The sequence below is a fragment of the Paenibacillus sp. DP01 genome, from assembly GCF_044784315.1.
In the GTDB taxonomy this organism is placed as follows: Bacteria; Bacillota; Bacilli; order Paenibacillales; family Paenibacillaceae; genus Paenibacillus; species Paenibacillus polymyxa.
Genome location: NZ_CP173059.1, coordinates 1,214,783 through 1,238,764 on the forward strand (window position 1 = coordinate 1,214,783; position 23,982 = coordinate 1,238,764).

Consider the following 23,982-nt stretch of genomic DNA (forward strand, 5'->3'; position numbering starts at 1 on the left):
GTATGTATAATTAAAGACTTTACATAGATATTGCACAATCCGTATTTGTGATCAGAGACGTTTGAAATTGAGATACTTACTGATTTCACATTTAATTAGTATACCCATACCCCGTATATGTATGTTAACATGGGCGTGCAACAATAAAATTTCGCCTCAAAGGAGAGAGATCCTCATGAAAGTCGCCATCATGCTTTTCGATGGAATCACAGCATTAGATGCCATAGGTCCATATGATGTATTTGCTGCTACACTGAAATGTGAAGTGAAGTTTGTCGCTAAGAAAAAAGGGTTAGTCAAACTGGACTCAAACATGGGCTATTTGCATGCCGATTATAGTTTTTCTGAAGTACCTTCAGCTGACATTCTTGTTATTCCAGGTTGCAGTCCGCCAAATTATAAAACTCCAATGAATGACGAAGAAACATTAAATTGGATTCGCCAAATACATGAAACTACAAAATGGACCACATCGGTTTGTAATGGCTCTCTGATTTTAAGCGCCGCAGGCTTGTTAAATGGAACCATAGCCACAAGTCATTGGGGTTCCTTAGACCTGCTCCAATCTCTTGGAGCCATTCCAACAGATGAGCGAGTGGTCCGTCAGGGCAAAATCGTTACAGCAGCTGGTGTCTCCTCTGGTATTGACATGGCACTCCAGCTCATCGCATGGGAACTGGGAGAAGATATGAGTAAGGGAGTCCAATTGATTTTGGAATATGATCCTCAGCCTCCGTTTGACACGGGTTCACCCCAGAAAGCACCTGCTATATTGGTAGAACAAATAAGAGGTATGCTGCAAGAGTTTGCAAAACGGGAGCCTTATGTGTAAGTCCTGCATTAGGTTCTGTATTTTTATTTACAAAGCCCCCTAATTCAACTAATATGGTTTACACATAGTAAAGGATTGCAAAGTGTAAACCATTGGAGGGGGTTACAAACATGAGCAGCTTACCTAAGTCTGCTACATTTCCGCTTTTCATTTTGATGCTGAATCTGTTTATTGCTTTATTGGGTCAAGGCATGGTGATTCCCATTCTGCCTGAATATTTGAAACAATTTAATGCGGCAGGAGCTGCTGCGGGGTATCTTATTGCCGCTTTTGGAGCAGCACAGTTTATTTTTTCACCTCTAGGTGGACAGCTATCGGATAGATACGGGCGTAAATCAATGATCATCACCGGTCTGTTTTTAACCGTCATTTCGGATCTCATGTTTGCTGTATCTACGACATTGCCCCTTCTATATATTGCTCGGTTTATTGGAGGGATAGGTATTGGATTAATGGTTCCTTCCAATATGGCCTATGTCGCTGATATTACCACTCCTGAAACTCGCGCTAAAGGAATGGGGTACTTGGGTGCTTCCATGAATTTGGGGATGGTGCTTGGTCCGGGGTTAGGCGGTATGATCGCTGAGTTGGGCATTAGGGTGCCTTATTTTTTTGCTGGTGGACTTGGACTTGTAGCAACGCTGCTTAGCTTATATATGCCAGAGACACTGCCCAAGGAACAACGAAAACCCGTTGGCCAACGGGTCCGTAGGGAGCCGATTCGAAAGCAAATTCTGAATTCATTTCGAACGTCCTATTTTCGTTATCTTCTCCTCATATTGATCATGACATTAGGCTTGATGAATTACGAAACGGTGTATGCTCTTTTTGTGGAACGAAAATACGGTTTTGATGCCACTAAAATCTCAATGATCATTACGGTTGGTGCCATAATAGGCATCGTGGTGCAGGTATGGCTGCTTGATTACCTCATCAAGAGACTTGGCGAGATGAAGCTTATACGCCTCTCTTTGATCATGACAGCCACTGCTTTACTGTTCATGCTTATTAAGATCAATTTAGGTTATCTGCTGTTGGTATCGGCTCTGTTCTTTGCTTTTAATGCCTTCTTAAGGCCCACAGTAAGTACAATGATTGCCAACTCGGCTGGAGATCGTCAAGGATATGCCGCCGGACTGAATACGACGTATACCAGCCTAGGCAGTATATTGGGGCCTATTTTAGCGGGTTTGTTGTTTGACAAACACATTCATATTCCTTATATTTTTGGTGCATTAATCCTTGCATCTGCCCTTTTCTTAACCTTTCAAACATCAAAAAATGAGAAACGGATGGTTGCTAATGACTGAGAACTGGCACCAGAACTTGAAAAACAAAAATCGGGAAGAACTCATTGCGGCTGCGAAGGAACTTTTTATGAAGCAGAGCTTTCTCAAAGTGAATATTAAGGATGTATGCCATGTGGCTGGTGTAAGCCGGGTTACATTCTATAAGCATTTTCAGTCCATGAATGAAATAGTTTTTGAGGTCCAAATGGAGATCCTTGAGAGCATGACTGAATTTGTTAGAAGAGCACCTACAGCCGAAATGAATGGTAAGCAGATGCTTACTTCGATGCTTGATGCATGGATTGATTATGCTGGGCAACATCCAAATTTCATCAAGTTTATTCTGTTATTCGACCTGCATTACGAAGCTTATGATTCAAATGAAGAACTCAAAGAACGATATAAACATTTTGTTAACCAAGGAAAGGAACGACATTTTCTGATAGATGCTCTGGAAGCTGGAATCCAAGATGGATCCTTAAAGTCGGATGCTGAACCGCTAAAGACTGCGCATTTTATCTTCACGTCTATGATGGCGTTACTCCAGAAAATGAGTTTGACTCCCAAGGAAGATTGGAATGGCGAATCTCAGGATGTACAAATGGCTAACCGATTTGTAGGGATGCTGGTTCAGTATTTAAGTTCAGAAAGTGATGAATCCTCTATTTAAGACAGGTGGACGCAATAGAATAACAAGGGTCAGTCTGCTAAACTGTGAAAATAGAACGGGTACATATACGTTGCCATATTAGCCTGATTTATTTTGCGGAGGTGCGGGGATGAACGGAAGTCTGTTTGAGCCAGGACTGCTGGACGGGGATTATATTCCCCGTTTTTTTGCTTACTATTACAAGCAATGGCGTGACTATACGATGTCTTACCACGATCATCATTCCACTGAAATTATGTATATGATTTCTGGCTTGTGCAGGATAGATGTACAAACCGGAAAGAATACGGAAGAAAGCATTACGCTGCGCAAAGGCGAGTTTATTATGCTGGATGCAGGCGTCCCGCATCGGTTGGTGGTGGAAGGAGAACAACCGTGCCGGATGCTGAATGTAGAGTTTGGCTTTAAGGAAGGGGTGAGGGTAGGACCATCTATCCAACAAATAGCAGCGGAGGAGCAGGAAGTCACAGCCTTTATGTCGCGTCCATTCCCATATCTGGTGCTATCAGACCCGGAAGAGGTATATTATGCGCTCAAAAGTCTCGTGCTGGAGCTGGATCAACGTAAAGAACAGCCGGGTGCCATGGCAGAAATGCTTTTTATGCAATTGCTTGTACGAATTGCACGTTTACGGGAAGAGGCAGAGCGCAGTAATACGCAGCAAACGGATATGTACGTCAAGCGATGCATTGAATTTCTCCATCTGAACTATGACCGGGATATTGCAGTCAAGGACATGGCCGCAGCCGTCAATCTGCACCCAGGGTATTTGCATCGAATTTTCAAAAAACATACGGGGCTAACGCTTACCGCGTATTTAACGATGCTGCGAATGGACAAGGCCTGTATGCTGCTTCAGCAAACGGACATTCCCATTCAGGAAATTGCCGATTATGTTGGCGTCGCCAGCAGACAGTATTTCCACATGTTGTTTAAAAAGCACACAGGCAAAACTCCTGTTGAATACCGCACCGCCGTCGAGCGTGATGTGAGGAATTATGCGGAGGAGGGAGGGGACTGAATATATAGGGAGTTTTATGATTTATTCATATTCGTGTGGAGCTTACCTGGTAAAAAAGGTAGGCTTTTTTGCTTTCAAAAATAGGCATTTTGATTTAGGTTCTAAAGAATCATTTTTTAGGAGTTAAAGCCCGTATGATGAAATTAAATTTAAGAGACTGATATGTAAATTAACTTTATATCGATGTAAAAGAAGATGTATTTTCGCAAATGTGGAAATGTAACCTTGGGTAAAAGGAATTTGAATGATAGCAAAAATTTCATTTTTGTGCATGAAAATAGGTCTTGTATCTTATTTCACTTATAATAGTTATAAATTGACAATCAGAAGAATGCTTCGTATGATACTTTTAATGTAAGGCATAAATTGGAATTCAAATGGTACTTTGGATTCATTTATGTTATTAAATTCCACAAAATGAATATCGAGATTGGACATAAAAGGAGTATTTATCGACGATGGGACATATGGATGAGCAAATTGTAGCCATGATCCATGCTGCACGGAAAGAACAACAGGATGCATCAGGTCTTCCGAAATCGGATTTACATCATGACATGGAGTCAGAGAGCAGCTTGGAATTGGAGAAAGGGGAAATGGAGCTTCATCCACTTATGATGCTGGATGGAGAACGAATCGCTTTTGCAGAACGTCCTTTGCTAAACGACAAAATTTCGATGTGGTTGCCTCGGACATTCACCGAGATGGGCGAGCGGGAGATTGAACTTAAATATCCTTCGAGTTATCGCCCACCAGTCATTTTGACCGATCCAACGGGGGAGATTAATTTTTCTTTTAACCTGACAGCAAGCGAACTGGCGGATGAGGAGCTAGAGACGTTCATCAGCGAAATGGTTTACATTTTGCACCACACGCAAAAGCTGACGGAATGGTATGGAGACGGTATGTGTGAGGTGTACGGACATAGGCTCGGATACTGTGAATTTATGACTCCAGTTTTGAATTCTCGTTTGTATAATCTGACCTTTTTTGCAGTTCTGGAGGGGCATGTGCTTATATGCTCGTTTAACTGTACGGAGGAGCATATGGACACATGGCGTCTGGTCGCTCAGCGTATGATGAGCACACTGAAAATTCTGCCCAGTAAGGCCAAAGGAGAAGAAACATGGAGCAAATAAGCACCACCTATTCTAATCTGAAAATCACACCATATCAGCTTATCAATGTACAGGAGCTCTATATGGTCAAGCGTCTGAATGACCACACTCGGTTACGCTTTACCGCTGTCGTGCCTGAGGAACTAAAGGACACGTATGTGGATATGACCAAATTTGATTCACCTGTCGGAATCTCACAACTGGCAGAGAATGGCACGGAGGTTCCCTTGTTTAGCGGAACAGTGCTGGCAATTGAAGTGAAGGCGGTACGAGATGTGTACTACCTGGAGGTAGAGGCTGTGTCGCATACCTACAGGCTGGATGTACGCCCCCAAAGTCGTTCTTTTCAGGACAAAAATATGAAGGTGGATGAACTGCTGCGTCGTATTTCGCTTCTTTATCCTGGCTTGGACATCATGGATTCGGCCACCGGGGGAGCGTTGATCGGGCGGATGTGGGTGCAGTACCGCGAGACTGATTGGAATTTTCTTAAGCGTTTGGCTTCCTATTACCATACCTCTCTTATGCCCGCAGCCATATTTGATACCCCAAAGTTCTATTTTGGCATTGAGGAAAGCGGAACAGCCGTTCAACTAGATAATTATCATTACACGGTAAGCAAAAGAATCTCGGCATATCGCTATTTTGCAGGCAATGATACAGCTTCGGTGAATGAACAGGATTTTCTCGATTATACCGTTGAAACAGAGCAGGTGCTGGAACTAGGCAATGAAATCCAATTCCGTGGCAAAACGCTATATGTATACGAGGGACAAACTCGTATGAACCATGGAGTACTGCTGCACACATATACCTTGACGACACATAGGGGGTTGCGACAGAAAACGTATTATAACGAGCAGCTGACGGGTCTGTCTCTGGAGGGAAAAGTGATCGCTGTTGAACGTGATCGGGTTAAAATACATCTGGATATCGATCCGGAGCAGGACAAAAATACAGCCCACTGGTTTCCTTATGCAACAGGGTATAGTGCAGAGGGATATAGTGGCTGGTATGTGATGCCTGAGTTGGGGGATAAAGTGCGTATTTATTTCCCGAACCAGCATGATGATGAAGGCATTGCCAGTAGCTCGGTCCGGCAGGATCGGGGAGATGGTGGCCACAATCATATGAAGCATCCAGATGTAAAAATATTTCGAACGCCACATGGGAAGGAAATCCGTTTGACACCGGACGAAGTGGTAATCACCGGCAAGGATGGTGCTGTTTTCATCAAGTTAAATCAAGGTGACGGTATTCATATGGTGAGCAACAAAGATGTTCATTTTTCGGCAGGCGGTAACATCCACATGGAGGCGGGGCAAAAGGTGACTATTTCCGCTGGTCAGGAAATCAACCTGTCCAGCCGCAGCAGCCATATTATACTCGGTGGTGACACATCGGTCGTTGGTAGCGAAGTCAAAACGAATTAACGGAGGAAGCAGACCATGGCAGAAGAAAAAGCATCCATGACCATTCAGGCCGGATCAGGTTCAAAAAAAGGATATGTGGTTGCAGGGGCTATTTTGAAATGCAACCGTGGTACACAACCCACCCGGCTCAAGCGTCCGCTTAGCCACGGTGTTTACATCAAGGACAAGGCCCAGATGAATGTGGGGGATCACGAACCGGGAGTTCATATATATGGGTTTGGTAACTGTTTTAGCCCGGCCAATCCGGCGGTTCAAAATAGCCAGATGGTGGACATTTTTGGTGTGAAGAAGGCACCTTGTGTCCCGGTTATTCTTCAACCCTGGATTGGAGGCAAGCAGGATGTGCTCGTCGAGGGGAAGCCTGCCCTGCTGGAGCATTGTACCAATGCCTGCCTGTATTGCGGAGCAATCACGATTGAAAATGACGGGCAGAATCTGGATTGATAGTGGGGGTTTCTCATTAAATGGACAAGGTGCAGGAAACATCCGGTTACCGTCATGTGGAATTGCTAAGTAAAGTTCCGCTGCAAACTATGACAGACATTCGTATTGAGCGTAGATTGGGCGACCATGTGCGTTTGGTAGTGAGTGGCATCGTGCCGGAGGAAAAGCAGGAACGGTTTATGGAGTTGGAGAATGAAGCCGAACCGATTGAAGTCATCGAAAAGGACAAGGATGGCCAGCGGCTGCGTACGTTGTTCCATGGACAAATGACGCGTATCACGCTGAAGCAGGTACACGGCATTCATTACGTACAGTTAGAGGCCATATCGCATACGATTCGACTCGATGTGAGGCCTGTGTCTCGGTCTTTTCAAGATCGTACCATGACATATGGGCAACTGCTGAAGCAGATACTTGCTAGTTATACAGGCGCTGATGTGATTGATACAGTCAGCGGGGATGCCCGGCTGGACGCTCTGATATTGCAATATAGAGAGACAGACTGGGCATTTTTGAAAAGGATAGCTTCCAGATTTGGAGCCGTGCTTGTGCCGGAGGCTGCCGCAGATGCCCCGAAGTTCTGGTTCGGTATTCCCGAGGGACGACCCGAAACACTGGATGAAGTACCGTATCATTCAAGAAAAAGCTTTGTCGGCGCAGATGGAGCTTTTTCTGACGGGGATCGGTTGACATACGGACCATCGTCGGTATACGAAGCCGAAGCAATCCTTGGCGGCCCTCTTCCGGGATCGAGGCATGTGAACGATGGAATAAATGATATTTGGAGTGATTCAAGCAGCAGTGAGCGGCTATCTGCTGTCAGCGTAGGTGGCTTCATGGGCAGAGCATTGCCTGGGAGAGCAGATCTGTGGCATAGAGAGCCGGGGATTCAAATAGGTATGTGTCATAACGAAGCCAACACCCCCTATGGTACCTTCTATACTGTGGAGAGTGCACGATATTTCCGACCGGGAGATGTACTCTCTTTTCAAGGCAAGGAACTGCTCGTTGTGGATATCGTGTCCCGGATGGATCGGGGGTTGTTTTTACATACCTATACACTGGTTTCTGAAAATGAAATTCAGCAAAAGCTGATCTGGAACGGTTCAATGAGGGGAGCCTCCCTAGAGGGTCGGGTACTGGAGGTTGCACGGGATCAGGTTCGTGTACATCTCACCATAGATGCTGTGCAGGAACGGGAAAAGGCATGCTGGTTCCCCTATGCAACAGGCTATAGTGCAGAGGGGCATAGCGGCTGGTATGTGATGCCCGAAAAAGGAGACATGGTGCAGGTACAGTTCCCGACCTTGCAGGAGTCGGATGGTTTTGCAGCCAGGTCTTTGAGGCGCAGTGGCAAGTCTGTACCCGAGTTGGGCAATCCGGACATTAAATACTGGGGTACTCCTCATGACAAGCTGGTTAAGCTAAGCGCGCAAGAGTTGCTGGTATCGGCTAAAACGAATAACGTATATATTTCACTTGATGCGAAGGGAATACAGGTACACAGTGACCATGCGCTATCAATTGCAGCTAAACGGGAGCTGACGATCCATGCGGAGGACACAGTGGATATTGCGTCAAACGAGGCCATTTATTTGCAAGCAGGCAGTAGCAGTATGGTGATAGACGGAGAGACGGATATTCGTTCGTCACGAGTGAAGCTGGATGGGATAATCAAGCGTCCGGTTTTCGTCGCTGATCTAGAGCCTGTACCGGAGCCGCCGCTGATGTCGATCAAGGCGTATCAGGCCGCCCATGCGCCGAAGAGTACTGGCGGATCTGGAGCGGGTTCACCTAAGGGGGGAAGCTCAGGTGGTGGCCAGGCGGGGAAGGCAGGTACTTCACCCACCACACCTGCATCGCCAAAGGCAAACCTGCTTGGAGGGGTACTAAACGTAGCTCAGAAGGCACTGAGCATTATTGGCACGATTCCTGTGTTGGGAACGCCTGCCCGGATGGCGAGCAACAAGCTCACTTCGATTCGCCGTGACGTCGCCAAGGGAGGGCCAACCCGTGCCTTGAAGTACGCAGCAGCAGGGTTATCCATGCTGGCAGGTGTGCCATCAGGAGGCTGGGCTGTGCTGGGTGGAAGGAGTCTGGCGCGGGAAGCCGCTGCTTTTAACCGCCGGGTAGCCGCCTATAAAAAGAACAGCGTCGGACAACGCTACGCCGCCGCTTACAGGGGCAAAGTATGGACGGCAGCCCGCAACGTCGCTAGTTCCAGATCATTAGGGGAGCTAGCGAAAAGTCTAGCCCATAATATGGACAAGCTGAACACGGAGTATCATAAAATTCCGCTTGAAGTAAGAGTGGGCTGGAAGCCCAAGAATATAGAACAGCCTCCAAGGCAACCTTGGGGAAAGATGAGTGTGCAGGAAAGGATAGAGCCTACTGAGGAAGATAAAAAGAAGTGGGGGATTCGTGGAACGTATGTTTATATAACGGTTAATGAAGACTACAGACCTGATATACCTGAAGGAAGTTATTGGGCAGCAGATCAAGTGGTGCGCAAAGCAAATGGCGATCCTGATCTTAAATATTATGAGGATTGGAAAAAAAGTTATCCTGGCGACTTTCTGATTTTATCGAATAAAGAAGGTATTTCTCAAGAAGAGCAAAAGTGGATGTCATTATCTAACATGACGGAAGGTCCTTTTATATTTGATGGACGAGGCGGAGGGCGTGGCCCAAGTGCGGAAGAATTTAAACAGTTTTTCTCACAGTCGAGCAAGAAACAAATAACGAAGGACATAATTTCGAATAGTGCCCCAGTGAAACAGCAATCGAAGAATATACTCGAGCAAGAAGTTAAACTTGGGACTAAGGGAACTCGTTATGCTAAACCAACTGACCTATTCAAAGAAGATACCTTTGCACCAAATGGGCAAAGAATCGCACCTAAGAATTTGTATCGAGAACTGAAGAAGTCAAATGTAGGAAAAGAAACAGTAGACTTAATAAAACAAAATAATATAAAAATCAAACTGGATTATGGTGAAATTCCTTTAGATGACTTTGGAAACCAAATCTTGGGATTTGCAAATGTTAATACAAACACTATAAGAATATATGTAAAAGGAACAGAGTCTGTTACTAGGACTACTCAAACAATTATCCATGAAGTTACACATAATTCTTTGAAAAATCCTACTTATACTCAACGCGAAGAGGTTATTGCGTTTTTAAGAGAAGCAAAGCATATTAAAGAAGATCTTTCATATAGTGAAATTCGTGCTATCCTCAAAGAAGTGAAACTTCTTTATCCTAATTTACCGTATCGTTGACTTTAAGGAGGAAAATATGGATAACAATAATAAAGATAAGAATGATATTGATAGAAAGGTCTTGAATGGTGAAAAAGTCCCCTGCCCAAATTGTGGAAAAATCCTTCTTTATCAAAAAGCAGAAAGTGGTATGCATCCAAGTATTATATGTCCATCTGGAGACTACCATGTGCGGTTAAATACTAATAAAAGCGATATATTAGACAGGTTGGGTTTAACAAAACGGAACAAGGGTAATAAATAGGATTACATTGTTTGGTTATAGATATATTTTATTGATTATATGAAAAAATATATTGTAGTATTGTCAACAACAAGAACGTGCAATACAACCAACAAACAACTTAATAAACTTTCAAAAGCTCTTTTCAACTTGAACCACGAGTAGGAATGAGCTTTTTTGCATGCAGAAAATGAGCTGAGGTACTGAACTAAATGACAAAACGTGAAACAAGTCATTCAACAGATGAGGCTGCTCACATAGACACATAAAACATACGAACAGCTTATGAAGGGAATTCGTGGTTACTGCAGCAAGCCAAGGAATTGCCCGAACAAGCGGCAGAGTTGCAGCGCTCAGGACGTATAGACTTTCAAATAAGAGATGAAATTAAACAGTTACTGGATCAGGCGGCGTTAATCAACGCTACGTCGTCTCTATCCATTAATCAAAAACAGCCCATTCATAATTTCAAGTGATTTAAGGAGAAGCGGGAAGGTAAATTACAAATGATCAATAAAAAACCTCTGAACCATTACCGATTTAGGTCGGTCGGTATGAATTCAGAGGTCGTGTGATTTCAAACATTATAAAACGTATCGGGCTTCTTGAGAGCTAAAGTTTGGGTCATTTTTCGAGCCACATATTTTCCATCTGTTCAAGTGATCTCCCCTTGGTTTCGGGAACTTTACGCCATATAAAGACTACGACGAACAGCGAGATGGCTCCGAATATCCAGAAGGTATTGGACGGACCAGCTGAACTCAGCAGAGGGGGGAATGCCTGGGAGACCAGATAATCGCCGGCCCATAATGCCATCGAAGCAATGGCGACAGCTTTGCCGCGAATACGGTTCGGAAAGATCTCCGAGATCATGACCCATACGATTGGCCCAAGTGATATAGCGTAGGAGGCCACGTAGATCAATATCATGATGAGCACGAGCGGTCCAGTGGTTAGACCCATTTTGAATGCGGCTCCAATAATGATCAAGCAGAGGGTCATCAACGAGGTACCGATCATTAGTAGAACTTTTCGTCCCGCTTTGTCGATCAGCCATACGGATACGATGGTAAACAACACATTGATCAACCCGATCCAGATGGTCTGGGTCAAAGAAGCGTCCGTACCGAGCCCCATTCCTTTAAAGATGACCGGTGCATAATACAAAATGGCATTGATGCCGGTAATATGCTGCATAATGGCGAGCATGATACCGATAAAGAGAGCGACCCGAATACCGGGAGCGAACAATTGTTTCAATGAGTCATTCTCATTTTTGAACGATTCCTTGATATCAAGTACTTCCTGTTTAGCGGCTTCTTCACCGTGAATTTTCAGCAGAATTGGCAGCGCTTCATAAGGCCGATTCTTTTTGATAAGCCATCTCGGGCTTTCGGGTATGAAGAGCATCAGGAGCATAAAGATCAGTCCCGGAACAGCTCCCACTCCGAACATCCAGCGCCAGGCTGTTGAGACACCCCAGGCTTCATCCCCCAGGCTGACGATCCACGAATTCTGAAAATAAACGAGGAAAATACCCGTTACGATCGCCAGCTGATTTAAAGCAACCAAACGGCCACGGTATTTGGCGGGAGCGATCTCCGCGTTATACACCGGACAAATGGTGGAAGTGATTCCTATGCCGACGCCGCCGATCATACGAAAGATAACATACCCGGTGAACGTATCTTGAATTGCAGAGCAGATCGAGCCGATGACAAATAAAAATCCGGCGGCCAGCAATACCTTTTTTCTGCCGATCCTTTCACTCATGTAGCCGGAGAGAGCCGCACCCGTGATGCTCCCTACAATCAGACTCGACACTGCCCAACCGACCTGAAATTCGCTCAGCGAAAAACGCTGCTGTAGGAATTCAACTGCTCCCGAAACTACCGCGATATCAAAACCGAACAGTATGCCTCCAAGCGCAGCTACGATGGATACCAACGTCACAAAAAGCATATTGGGTTTTTCTGATTGAAGCGCTTTCTGTTGAGCGCTTTCATTATGGATGATTACTCCCATATGATCATCTCCCCTCCAGATTCCTAGAACCTCATTCCGTTCTTCGAGGAGAAGTATAACATGCGCTTATAAAAGAAAGGCCGGTGATCGTCTTCAATAAACGGACCTTTTCACGCACGATTTTGGCTTCAGTTCCCGAATTGGAGACGGAGGGGCTAAATCTAGCATTACCTTGTCATTCGAGCTTAAAAAAATCCATGCCGATGGTCGGCATGGACGAAGCTCTACGATTTTTGACCTTTGAACTCCGTGGGAGGAACGCCCGTTATCTTCTTAAAGACACGGCTAAAATAGTTCGGGTCCTTATAACCCACTTCAAAGCTGATTTCCTTCAGGGCAAGGTTGCCCTCCTTAATTAAAGCAATAGCTTTATCAATCCTTAACCTGGTTACGAAGTCGATGAACGTTTCTCCATATTCCTGTTTGAAAATTTTACTGAAGTAGTGAGGATTCAAGTGGACGAAATCAGCCACTTCTTCCAGTGAAAGGTCATCGTTGAACCGTTCCTCGATATACATCTTTGCTCTGCCCAGCATAGTCAGTGTTTGAACCTCCCGCTGTTCGCGTATCCGTTGTAATGCTGACATGACGTACGTCTGCTGAAGCATTCCATTCTCCTCTTTGACGGCAAGCACAGAGGCGTTTCCAGCCTCTGACGACTTCAGTTCATCAAAGTGGCAGTAACCTCCATCGCGCTTGCGTAGGGTGGAGGCAAAAACGGCTTCGAAATAGGACTTGCGAAGTCCTTCCTCGCCGCTATGAAGCGAGCCGATTCCAATAGCTGTCTTTATGCCAAATTGCTGCTGGGCCAGCTCGGAGAGCTGTTGAACAAGATGCTTAATCCGCTGTTGCCAGTCGTTTTCGCTGGTGGCAGGCGGCTTTTGTAAAAAAGTGGCCACATGATGGTCGATCAGGGAGCTCACAATGGAATTGGGGCCATGTGTTTTTACATAGCTTCGGAAATGATCGTAAATTTTCTTTTTGTCCTGCTCGTCTGCATATCCTTCAAAGGCAGCAATGATGGCGCTTCCCTGATCAAGAGGAAAGTCCAGCCATTCCGACAGTTGAGAAGCGCTCGAATCCACCGTCTGGTCGACCATAAGCATTAAAGCCAGCTCATTTTCTGCGAGCGGCATCAGCTGTGAGATTTTGTGCCTAAGCTCCAATTCTTCCGTGCGTGCTCGCTTCTCGCATTCAATTTCTTCAATCAGTCGTTTCAGTGTACTGATGATTAGTTCTCGCTTCGCTGGCTTCAGAATGTATTCTTTTACGCCCAAAGAAAGCGCCTCACGTGCATAAGCAAAATAATCATAGGCGGTGACGAGCACGAAACGGGTATCAGGAAGACGCTCCTTTAATTCACGAAGCGCCCCAAGCCCGTCAATTCCGGGCATATTAATATCCAGAATGGCAATATGAGGCCGGTGCTCTTCCGCACATTCGATCGCCATGCGGCCGTTGTCGGCATGAATAAACCGAAATACCCCCGGCATTGCCCGTTCCACTATCAATTCCAGTCCTTCCCTCTCCAAAGCTTCGTCATCCGCGATCAACAACCGATACATTCGTCTGCTCACTCTCCTTCTTGACTGGAATTCGTATTGTTATGGTAGTACCTAATCCGATATGGCTTCGGATTTCAACCATTCCTTCCTTTTCGTAGAACAATTGCAGCCGCCTAAACACGTTTTGCATTCCAAGTCCTGTTGAACTGCTGCTTTCAGCTCCACCTTCTAAACGGAGCACGGACAGTCGGGTTTCCTCCGTCATACCCTTTCCGTTGTCTGAAATTTCAATTTGCACATCCTCGCCCGCTCTCGACAGCGTCAATGTGATAATGGCTCCGTTTTCCATATCAGCTACACCATGAAGAAAGGCGTTTTCAATAAATGGCTGGATCGTCAAGGCTGGAATTTGCTGCTGAAGTACGGAAGCGTCAAAGTGAAGATCAAAGCGAATTCTGTCCCGGAAACGCGCCTGCTGGATGGTTACGTATTCGCTTATATGGTCTAGTTCTTCCTGGAGCGTTACGGGTTTGTCCAGCTTTTGCAGACTGTACCGTAATAGATTGGACAGCGAAACGATCAGGTCGCTGGTCTTCTCCGCCCCTTCCAGGATCGCCAGTTTGGAGAGCACATTTAAGGTATTGAACAAAAAGTGCGGGTTAATTTGATTTTGCAGAGCCAAAAGCTCTAGCTCTTTCACAAGCCGCCGCATTTCCAGACTCTGTTTATCCTTTTCGATAAGGATGCTCAAATCAGCGGACATTTGCAAAATGGCGTCTGCCAATACGCCTAGCTCGTCATCTCGCCGCGGTTGGGGCTCGATATTCAGATCACCTGTGGCGATTCGCTTCGCCAGTCCGACCAGTCTGCCGACAGGGCCCGTAATGCTGCGCGAGACCCAGATGGCAAGCAAAACCCCCATCAGCGCGTTCATGCCGAACAACGCCACTCCCAATCCGTTCATTTGCTCATTCTTGTTCCGAATGTTCTCGATGAGCGGCCGGTAATAAGCCAGTTCAGCATCGATCAGTCGCTGGCCCTCCTCATGAATATAGCCGACGGTTTTCTCCGCTTCAATGTAATGCTCAAAAGCCGATTGAGGATCTTGTGCCTTTGCATCCAGAACTGCAGCTTGCTTCTGTTCAAGAAATGTGGCTAACAGATTCATGTAGTCCTCCTCGGCAAAAGAAGGATCGGTCGAGTCAGAGACTTCCTGGATTCTGCCTTTCAGCTGTTTCAATTGGTATTCCGTCGGGCCCTGCACACCCGTATCGTCTCTTGGATTGAGCAGATAGGTATAGAGGAGATTTAAGTTGCTCTCCGCCGATTCGGAGGTTTGCTCGATGAGAAGAATTCGGCCAAGCATTTCATCGTAGCTCTGTTGGACGACCTTCCCGCTTTGGAATACAAAGTAAGCGATGATATTGGCGAACACAACTAGAAGAGGGATGAACAGAAGCAACTTCGTTCTGATCGTCATCGTCTGTCATCTCCAGACATGTTGTCGGGAGTGTCCGCATGCACTTCATATACCCTGGTGTATGTTAATTCCTGGGGATCATGTCCCTTTAGATAAACATTCAGCAATTTTATAGCCTTAGCCCCCATTTCCATTGGCTGTTGAACAAGGGTGAGCTCGATTTTGCGATGTTTGATAGCTTTCAACGTCTCGGCCATATCGTCAAAAGCGAAAATCTGCAAATTCCGCACGCCGCGCCGCTCCGAGGCTTCCAGAATGCCAAGGCCGTCCAGCGCACTGAATCCGACCATGTAGTGAATCTGCGGATAATGGGTGAGCATGTTCTGAGCTTGCTGGGCTGCCTGAAGCCGTGAAATATTTGAGGAGCGAATCTCCACAATGCGGAGCTTGGGATAGCGGCTGATCACAGAACGAAATCCCGCAAGCCTGAGCCGCTGATTCTCGACGCGCTCGCTGCTGATCATAACTCCAATATCGCCATGCTCCCCAGAGGCCTTCGCCAACAGCATGCCCATCTGTTTTCCTGCTCCTTCGTTATCCGTTCCGACGTAAGCCAGCCTTCGGGAGTCCGGCTCATCCGTATCGATCGTGATGACAGGTATGCCGAGTGCGGCAGCCTTGTTGATTAATCGTCGATACTCTGGATCATTTATCCCTTGAACCAGAATCGCATCTGCCTTGGCGGCGATCGCTTTATCCAGCAGTTTGATCTGCTCGGACGGATTAATGCGGTCCGGTCCGATATAATCGAGCCTCATACCGTACTGCTCTGCTTCCTTTCGAGCTCCTTGTTCAATGGACCGCCAATAATAATTGTCCAGCTCTTGTGATATCAATACCACTTTTGTATCGGAACCCCCGTCGTTTGGTGAAACCGTCTTCAATTGTTCTGCAAATTGGTGAATTTGAAGAGAAGACAGAGTGAACTGAAACAACAGCCAGGCAAATAGCAGGAATACGGGAATAAGGATAAATGTCCATTTACGGTTTGACATGTCTTGCTCCTTTGGGAATATTTAGAGACACAAATCATTATACAGTAAACAAGAGAAGCACACGCAGCTTCGTCAACGGCAAGTAGCATCTGTTGATGCGAAAGTTAGGATTTTTGACACCTAAGTACGAATCTGGTCATGATTTTGATAACGCTTTCTACAGGCATATTGCTACAATGACGGTATATTACAATTCTAATTACCGGAGGTTGAATGCCGTGTCATTTAAAGTAGCTTTTATTGGAGCAGGAAGCATCGGTTTTACCCGTGGAATTTTGCGAGATCTGTTATCAGTACCGGAGTTTAACGATATTGAAGTGGCTTTTACGGACATCAGTCAGCACAATCTGGATATGGTTACTGAACTGTGTCAGAGGGATATTCGTGAGAATGGGTTGTCCATACAAATACAGTCCTCTACGGATCGAAAGGTAGCTCTAAAGGATGCCAAATACGTCATTTGTACAATCCGCGTCGGCGGTCTGGAAGCCTTTGCGACCGATGTGGATATTCCGCTAAAATACGGTGTGGATCAATGCGTGGGCGATACATTATGTGCAGGAGGCATCATGTATGGCCAGCGTGGTATCGCTGAAATGCTGGAGATTTGCAAAGATATCCGCGAGCTAAGTGCACCGGATGTGCTGCTGCTGAACTACTCGAACCCAATGGCGATGATGACCTGGGCCTGCAACAAGTACGGTGGCGTGCGTACGGTTGGTCTATGTCACGGCGTCCAGAATGGGCATCACCAAATTGCCGAGGCGTACGGTCTGGAGAAGCAGGATGTGGACATTGTATGCGCCGGAATCAATCACCAAACATGGTACATTCAGGCCTCGCATAAGGGTAAGGATCTAACAGCCGGACTGCTGGAGGCTTTTGAACAACATCCTGAATTTAGCCGCACCGAAAAGGTACGCATCGATATGCTTCGTCGTTTTGGCTATTACAGCACAGAGTCGAATGGTCATCTCAGTGAATATGTGCCTTGGTATCGGAAGCGTCCGAATGAAATTCTGGACTGGATTGATCTGGGCAACTGGATCAACGGAGAAACAGGCGGCTATTTGCGTGTATGTACGGAAGGACGTAACTGGTTTGAAACAGATTTCCCTAACTGGATGAAGGAAGATCCATTGGAGTACAAGGCAGAGCATCGAGGTGAAGAGCACGGTTCATACATTATTGAAAGCCTGGAAACAGGACGTGTGTACCGGGGGCACTTTAATGTCGTGAATAACGGTGTAATTTCCAACTTGCCGGACGATGCGATTATTGAAGCTCCTGGATATGTGGATCGGAACGGTATTTCTATGCCGCAAGTTGGAGAACTGCCGCTGGGTCCTGCTGCCGTGTGCAATGTTAGTATTTCCGTTCAGCGTTTGGCTGTTGAAGCGGCTGTACATGGAGACGATAAGCTGCTACGCCAAGCGTTTATGATGGACCCGTTAGTGGGCGCGGTGTGTAATCCGAAAGAAATTTGGCAGCTGGTCGATGAGATGCTGGTGGCACAGGAAGCATGGTTGCCGCAATACGGGGCAGCGATTGCCGAGGCGCGCCAACGCTTGGCTACAGACGATCTGATTCCAACCCGACCTTATGAGGGAGCAGCACGGCTTAAGGTGAAGACGGTTGAAGAAATGCAGCTGGATCGGGATGCTGCCAATAAAAACGCAGGACAATCTGACAAAGGCAAGGATCGCGAAAAAGTACAGAACAGCAATGCGTAACAACTATTTGGTACAATTGCAGTAACGCTCATTCCATGGACCTGCTAATGAGCAGAGAGGGATTGAACAACAATAAAAGGGTGTTTTCATGGTCGTAGGCCTGAAACATCCTTTTTTTGCTGTCGATAGGTTAACGATTGGCGTAGATAGCAGCCTAAAGTTTATCCTTGTCGATTTGGGCTGACGGAAATTAAAGAATACAGTCTTGTTTTTTATGAATCCACACTTTTACTGTCGACTCTGAATCTCCTGAGGGCTTGTCATAGCAGGGAAGTTCAACAAATGATAGAACCAATCTCAAAAAAAGAGAGACCATGCCGAACCGTCGGTGTGGCAATTCATATGCCGAATTAATAATTGTAGTCCTTAATTTATTCAATTTACAGCAGATTTCCAGCTCACTATAATCTAACATAGGAGGTGACAAAAAGGGGAAAAATGTGAGCGCATGAACAAATAGAAAGCGCTTACCTTTCGCAACTATGAACGCTACTTTTTCTAGGGAGAGAGTAGGCGTAACACACATTTAATCATATAACAATCAGGTGCCGACATAGGAAGATTCAACAAAATCTACGGAAAGATAGGTGAAGCAATTGAAAACAAAGCAAGTGCTTCGTAAAGGAATGAAGTATGCTTTTGCGCTATCACTCGTCGCAAGCAGCTTTCTACCAGGTGCAGGATTTACGGATAAAATACATGCAGAATCCCATGTCGATAATCCTTACCAAGGGGCGACAAAATACGTTAGCCCTGATTATGCGGCTAGTGTCGACACATCGATTGCCAAGGTTACGGATGCGAATCTGAAGGCAAAAATGCAAACGGTCAAAACATTCCCGACAGCCGTTTGGCTTGATCGTATCGCCGCTATTAACGGCGGTGGAGGCAAGCTTGGCTTGGAGGCACATTTAGACCAAGTATTGGCGCAAAAGAAAGGCAACACACCGATTACGGCGGAGTTCATTGTGTATGATCTGCCCGGACGGGATTGTCATGCCTTGGCTTCCAATGGTGAATTGCCGCTGACCCAGGCAGGTCTGGAAACTTATAAAAAGGATTATATTGACAAAATAGCTTCTATTTTTGCAAATCCCAAATATAAGGATATTCGTATCGTTGCGATCATTGAACCGGATAGCTTGCCAAATCTGGTAACCAATCTGGATGATCCGAAATGTGCGCAAGCCAAGTCCACAGGGATTTACGAAGCTGGTGTTAAATACACAATGAATAAGCTGAACGAGATTCCTAACGTGTACAAATACGTAGATATCGGTCACTCTGGTTGGTTAGGCTGGGATAACAACCGTTCAGCAACGGTATCCCTGTTTACAACTATTTTCAAAGACACGAGCAAAGGTCTGTCCAGTGTAGATGGCTTTATCACGAATACAGCCAATACTTCACCGCTGACAGAACCTAATTTGCCTGATCCAAACCTGAATATCGGTGGGCAGCCTATCAAATCGTCCAAGTACTACGAATGGAATCCTAATTTCGATGAATCGGATTTTGCAGAGTCCTTGCATAGAGATTTTGTCAGCGCAGGCTGGCCGAGCTCACTCGGTATGTTAATTGATACAGGCCGTAATGGATGGGGAGGACCTAACCGTCCGACTTCCGCAGTCGGCAATGATATTAACTCCTATGTAAACTCCGGTCGTGTAGACAAACGCTCACACCGTGGTAACTGGTGTAATAACAGCGGAGCAGGTATGGGAACGCCGCCACAAACGGCTCCAGCTGGTCATATCGATGCCTATGTCTGGGCGAAACCTCCAGGGGATTCCGATGGTTCCAGCTCACTCATCCCGAACGATGAGGGTAAAGGCTTTGACCGTATGTGTGATCCTACCTATACAACCAAGGATGGCACATTAACAGATGCTTTGCCGAATGCACCTATTTCAGGAGCATGGTTCCATGATCAGTTTGTAATGCTGGTACAAAATGCGTACCCTGCAATCGTGCCTTCCACTGGTGGTGTAGACCCAGCGCCTACTGCTCCAGCTGTACCGTCAGGCTTAAAGGCTGTTGTGGGCAATGCTCAAGTAACGCTGACTTGGAATGCGTCTACTGGTGCCGAGAGTTACACGGTAAAACGCGCGACTAGCGAAGCAGGTCCTTTTACAACCGTTGCGCCTCTTGTAACGGAAAGAGAGTACACGGATAAGGGGCTGACGAACGGAACAACTTACTTCTATGTTGTAAGTGCTACGAATGCGAAAGGAACAAGTAAGGATTCCGCAACGGTAAGCGCTGAGCCAAAAGGTACACCGACAGATCCAACGAATCCTACAGATCCAACAGGTGATCTGGTTGTAATGTATCGTGCTGGGGACACGGATCCAGCGAATAACGCTGCCAAGCCTTTCTTTAACCTCAAAAATAAAGGGACAACACCAGTGAAGTTGAGCGAGCTTAAAATCCGCTATTACTTCACGAAAGATGGCAGCCAAGAGCTGCAATCTGCGGTAGACTGGGCGCAAGTAGGTAATGATAACGTGCTGCGTACCATTAAAGACAACTATATTGAAATTGGATTCAGTGCTGCTGCCGGCACGCTTGCTGCTGGAGCGCAAACAGGTGATATTCAGATCCGCATGAACAATAGCGACTGGTCTAATCTGAACGAATCCAATGACTATTCCTTCGATCCAACCAAAACCTCTTATGCTGAATGGAACAAAGTAACATTGTTCCACAACGATAAGCTGGTATGGGGAATCGAGCCTTAGGAATAGGTGAATATATACACTTGAATAACTGATAATTGTTTGAAAAAGGGCTGCGGCACAACTGCTGTAGCCTTTTTTTAACGTCTTCAAATAAAGAATTCGATGACCAAGGGAATAAGCATTCAAATTGTGTATAATGAAGAAAGAATACTAATCTACTGTGGGGGTCAACAACCACTTTTAGCAACATCTCGGTAGAGAAGGCAATTGCAACTCACTGCTGAGCGATTTTTGCGTCATTTTCTTAGCCGGGTGGTATAAAAAAATAATCTAGAGATTGCCGATGAACCTGCATCGGCAATCTTTTGTGCATACATGTTTTAATGTCTTTCATATAGAGGAGGAGATTCATTTGTTTTCTGCTGCTCAACGACTGCCTTTGCTGGAACATATGTATAATCATGCCCCGACAGGAATCGTGATTTTGTCGAGGGAGGGGAAGTGTCTTTATGTCAATCCCGCCTTTTGCAAAATGGTCGGATATGAGCAGGAGGAATTACTGGATATCCGATATTACCATCTCTTGTATAATGAGGCTCAGGATCAGCAAGGGCTGAGGGAGGCCTATGCAGGTTGGCTAAAGGCTACGGATCAAGTCTACAAGACAGAGCTGCGTTTGAAGCATAAACGGGGAACAACTGTCTGGCTATCGCTGGAATTAACCATATTTGATGATGAGGCTACCGAACAATCTTATTTGATTGCGTATGCAATGGATGTCACGGAGAAAAAGGACATGGAGCAGGTGCTTTCGGACAATGAGGATTTGTACATGTTGATTACCGAAAATACGCCGGATGTCATCTCTTACAGCACGGCAGACGGCATACTTCAATATATTTCTCCTTCGGTGGAAAAACTCCTTGGCTATACGAAGCAGGAAATGCTCGGCAAAAAACGGCTTCAATTTTACCATATCGAAGATGCCGATTACATGCGTGTACATGGAATGTTCAAGGAAACAGGCATCATGAAGCGGCGTGTACGTCATAAGGACGGGCATTATTTGTGGCTGGAAGTATCGTACCGTATTATTCGGGATGAACAGGGCAAGATCAAGCGAGTTCTATCCATCGGACGAAATATCACAGAGCGCCAGAAGAGCGAGGAGAACCTGGCAAAAGCTCAACAGTTGGCGATGTTCGGCTCATGGGACTGGGATCTGGTCAACAATGTTATGCATTTTTCCAAGGAATTTCGCAGCATATTTGGCTATCGTGTCAAGCCGGTTGAAACAAGTATTGACGCTTTCATGAAGGCAGTTCATCCCGAAGATACTGAACGGATGAAGCAAATTATCAACAACGTGATCTTAAAGGGAATTCACGAAGAAACCTTTTACCGGATTGTATTGCCCAATGGGGAACAGAAGGTACTGCGCTCGATCTGGGAAGCTGAGATGGACGAGCATGCAGGCAAGCCTGTTCAAGTAGTCGGGATGATACAGGATGTTACAGAGCACCGGGAAATCGAGCAACGTCTTCGTGAAAGTGAAAACCGTTATAAGTCACTATTTCAGCATAATCCACTCGGGATATGCGCCATGAATATGGAAGGTCATATTTTGAGCGTGAATCCGAGTTTGGAGAAGCTTACGGGTTATACGAGGGATGAGCTTCTTGGAGCTGAAATACTTGTCATGGCTTCCTCTGAGGAACAGGACAAAATCAAACGACATATCGAAATGGCCAAACAGGGGGAGACACAAACCTATGAATCGGAATTCATACATAAGGAGGGGGAGCGTCTATTCATCAAGATGACGAATATCCCGATTTTCGTGCAAGAAGAAATTGTAGGCTGTTACGGGATTATAGAGAATGTTACCCCTCTTAAAAACTACATTGCTCAGATTGAAAAGCTCAGTAACGAACATTCGCTTATTTTGAATGCAGTATCCGAAGGAATTGTGGGTTTGAATACCGAAGGACATGTCCGCTTTATGAACCCGGCAGCTGTTGAGATGTTCGGCATAGGATCAGCCAACCCGCTGAACGGTTCATGTATAGACGTCATTCGCCATGCTGACGAAATAGGCAGCCATTTTCCGGACGAGCAGGCTTCTATTCTCCAAGCGATTCGCAGCGGCGCTTCTTATCAGGCAGAGGAAGCTGTATTTTGGAAAAAAGACGGGTCCAGTTTTCTGGCCTCCTATCGAATCAGCCCTTTGATGGATAACGGCGAACGAAAAGGAGCGGTGATGGTTTTTGTAGACAGGACGAATGAAAAGGAGATTATTCGGGCCAAGGAGTCTGCCGAACGCGCCGATCGAGCCAAGTCAGAATTCCTGTCTGTGATGAGTCATGAGCTTCGTACACCGATGAACGGCATTATAGGCATGGCAGGATTACTGGCAGACACGGAATTAGATGAGGAGCAGCGTAGCTATATCGATATTATTACCAGCAGTAGCAACGCTTTGATGCAGATATTGAATGAGATACTGGATTTGAGCAAAATCGAAGCTGGCAAAATGTCGTTGCTGCATGAGTCTTTTGTGCTGGAGGATGTGGTTGGCAGTGTAGCTGACCTATTTATGACGCAGGCTATGGAAAAAGGAATCCAGCTAGAATGGCATATAGATCAGGAAATGCCAGGGATGCTAGTCGGTGATCATGTGCGTATCCGACAGATATTGGTGAACTTGGTGAGCAATGCGATCAAATTTACGGAGCGAGGGCGTGTAAATATTTTTGTGGAGAGAAAGGCTTACAGCCGCCGTAAAAAGAAATGCCTGATTGAGTTTAGTGTAACGGATACTGGAATCGGCATCCCGGCAGACCGTCAGCATTTGTTGTTTCAGCCTTTTTCCCAGCTTCATCCGGCACTGAACCGGAAATATGGAGGGACAGGTCTTGGCTTGTCCATCTGCAAAAACCTGGTCAAGCTAATGGGGGGTTCCATTGGTGTAGATAGTGACGAGGCCAGAGGAGCAACATTCCGGTTCCAACTGGATCTAAAACTGCCGGAAGGGCACACACTTGCGAATATAAGCCGTGATCAGCCTTATGATTCAAAGGAAGGCTAAAAAGAAATAGCCGTGATGCATTCTGCATCGCGGCTATTTTTTGTAAGAAATGTCCAAAGAAAAGATTGACAAACTGTTCTAACTGTACTATTAATGATAGTACAGTTAGAACAGTTGAACATGTATACATGAATTTGAGCCAGTGTTGAAAGGAGGAAGTC

16 protein-coding genes are annotated in these 23,982 nt (G+C 45.9%); 12 read left to right on the top strand and 4 right to left on the bottom strand.

From position 1 onward, the window contains the following. Positions 1-175 precede the first annotated feature (175 nt). From ACH59B_RS05295 to ACH59B_RS05335, 9 genes are all read left to right on the top strand, one after another. Positions 176-832: a DJ-1/PfpI family protein gene (locus ACH59B_RS05295; protein ID WP_031463013.1), complete on the top strand. Its 657-nt coding sequence runs from the start codon at positions 176-178 to the stop codon at positions 830-832. Positions 833-942: 110 nt separating this feature from the next. Beyond that, a complete protein-coding gene (locus ACH59B_RS05300) occupies positions 943-2,142 on the top strand; it encodes an MFS transporter (RefSeq protein ID WP_019686305.1) in 1,200 nt (399 codons plus the stop codon). Next, complete coding sequence (locus tag ACH59B_RS05305) at positions 2,135-2,791, top strand: TetR/AcrR family transcriptional regulator (RefSeq protein WP_019686306.1); 657 nt, start codon at positions 2,135-2,137, stop codon at positions 2,789-2,791. The genes ACH59B_RS05300 and ACH59B_RS05305 overlap by 8 nt, the downstream gene beginning before the upstream one ends. A gap of 109 nt (positions 2,792-2,900) precedes the next feature. After that, the gene (locus ACH59B_RS05310; protein WP_045244137.1) at positions 2,901-3,812 is read left to right on the top strand and encodes an AraC family transcriptional regulator; all 912 of its coding nucleotides are present in this window, start codon (positions 2,901-2,903) and stop codon (positions 3,810-3,812) included. 458 nt (positions 3,813-4,270) lie between these two features. Beyond that, positions 4,271-4,951, top strand: a complete 681-nt coding sequence (locus ACH59B_RS05315; protein ID WP_045244136.1) for a hypothetical protein — start codon at positions 4,271-4,273, stop codon at positions 4,949-4,951. After that, entirely contained in the window at positions 4,939-6,363 is a 1,425-nt protein-coding gene (locus ACH59B_RS05320; protein ID WP_103042235.1) for a hypothetical protein, read from the top strand. Before ACH59B_RS05315 ends, ACH59B_RS05320 begins: the two co-directional genes overlap by 13 nt. 15 nt (positions 6,364-6,378) lie before the next feature. Beyond that, positions 6,379-6,807, top strand: coding sequence for a DUF4280 domain-containing protein (locus ACH59B_RS05325; protein ID WP_045244134.1), 429 nt, complete (start codon positions 6,379-6,381; stop codon positions 6,805-6,807). 20 nt (positions 6,808-6,827) lie between these two features. Next, entirely contained in the window at positions 6,828-10,091 is a 3,264-nt protein-coding gene (locus tag ACH59B_RS05330) for a phage baseplate assembly protein V (protein WP_045244133.1), read from the top strand. 16 nt (positions 10,092-10,107) lie between these two features. Next, complete coding sequence (locus ACH59B_RS05335; protein ID WP_045244132.1) at positions 10,108-10,335, top strand: hypothetical protein; 228 nt, start codon at positions 10,108-10,110, stop codon at positions 10,333-10,335. Between the two features lie 603 nt (positions 10,336-10,938). On the opposite strand, the gene ACH59B_RS05340 is transcribed toward ACH59B_RS05335, so the two are convergent. The 4 genes from ACH59B_RS05340 to ACH59B_RS05355 form a co-directional block, all read right to left on the bottom strand. Continuing rightward, on the bottom strand, positions 10,939-12,339 hold the full coding sequence (locus ACH59B_RS05340) for a sugar porter family MFS transporter (protein ID WP_016821403.1): 1,401 nt from the start codon (positions 12,337-12,339) through the stop codon (positions 10,939-10,941). A gap of 224 nt (positions 12,340-12,563) precedes the next feature. Next, on the bottom strand, positions 12,564-13,904 hold the full coding sequence (locus ACH59B_RS05345) for an AraC family transcriptional regulator (protein ID WP_017426352.1): 1,341 nt from the start codon (positions 13,902-13,904) through the stop codon (positions 12,564-12,566). Beyond that, positions 13,879-15,324 carry a sensor histidine kinase gene (locus ACH59B_RS05350; RefSeq protein ID WP_017426353.1) on the bottom strand — a complete coding sequence of 482 codons (1,446 nt, stop codon included), beginning with the start codon at positions 15,322-15,324 and terminating at the stop codon, positions 13,879-13,881. The genes ACH59B_RS05345 and ACH59B_RS05350 overlap by 26 nt, the downstream gene beginning before the upstream one ends. Further along, the gene (locus ACH59B_RS05355) at positions 15,321-16,319 is read right to left on the bottom strand and encodes a substrate-binding domain-containing protein (RefSeq protein WP_017426354.1); all 999 of its coding nucleotides are present in this window, start codon (positions 16,317-16,319) and stop codon (positions 15,321-15,323) included. Before ACH59B_RS05355 ends, ACH59B_RS05350 begins: the two co-directional genes overlap by 4 nt. Positions 16,320-16,537: 218 nt before the next feature. Between ACH59B_RS05355 and ACH59B_RS05360 the strand changes: the two genes are divergently transcribed. The 3 genes from ACH59B_RS05360 (at position 16,538) to ACH59B_RS05370 (ending at position 23,821) form a co-directional block, all read left to right on the top strand. Beyond that, entirely contained in the window at positions 16,538-18,052 is a 1,515-nt protein-coding gene (locus ACH59B_RS05360) for an alpha-glucosidase/alpha-galactosidase (RefSeq protein ID WP_016821399.1), read from the top strand. 587 nt (positions 18,053-18,639) lie between these two features. Continuing rightward, positions 18,640-20,793, top strand: coding sequence for a glycoside hydrolase family 6 protein (locus ACH59B_RS05365; protein ID WP_016821398.1), 2,154 nt, complete (start codon positions 18,640-18,642; stop codon positions 20,791-20,793). A gap of 352 nt (positions 20,794-21,145) precedes the next feature. Next, positions 21,146-23,821 (top strand): PAS domain S-box protein, encoded by a 2,676-nt coding sequence (locus ACH59B_RS05370; RefSeq protein ID WP_016821397.1) that lies wholly within the window; start codon positions 21,146-21,148, stop codon positions 23,819-23,821. Positions 23,822-23,982: the final 161 nt, after the last annotated feature.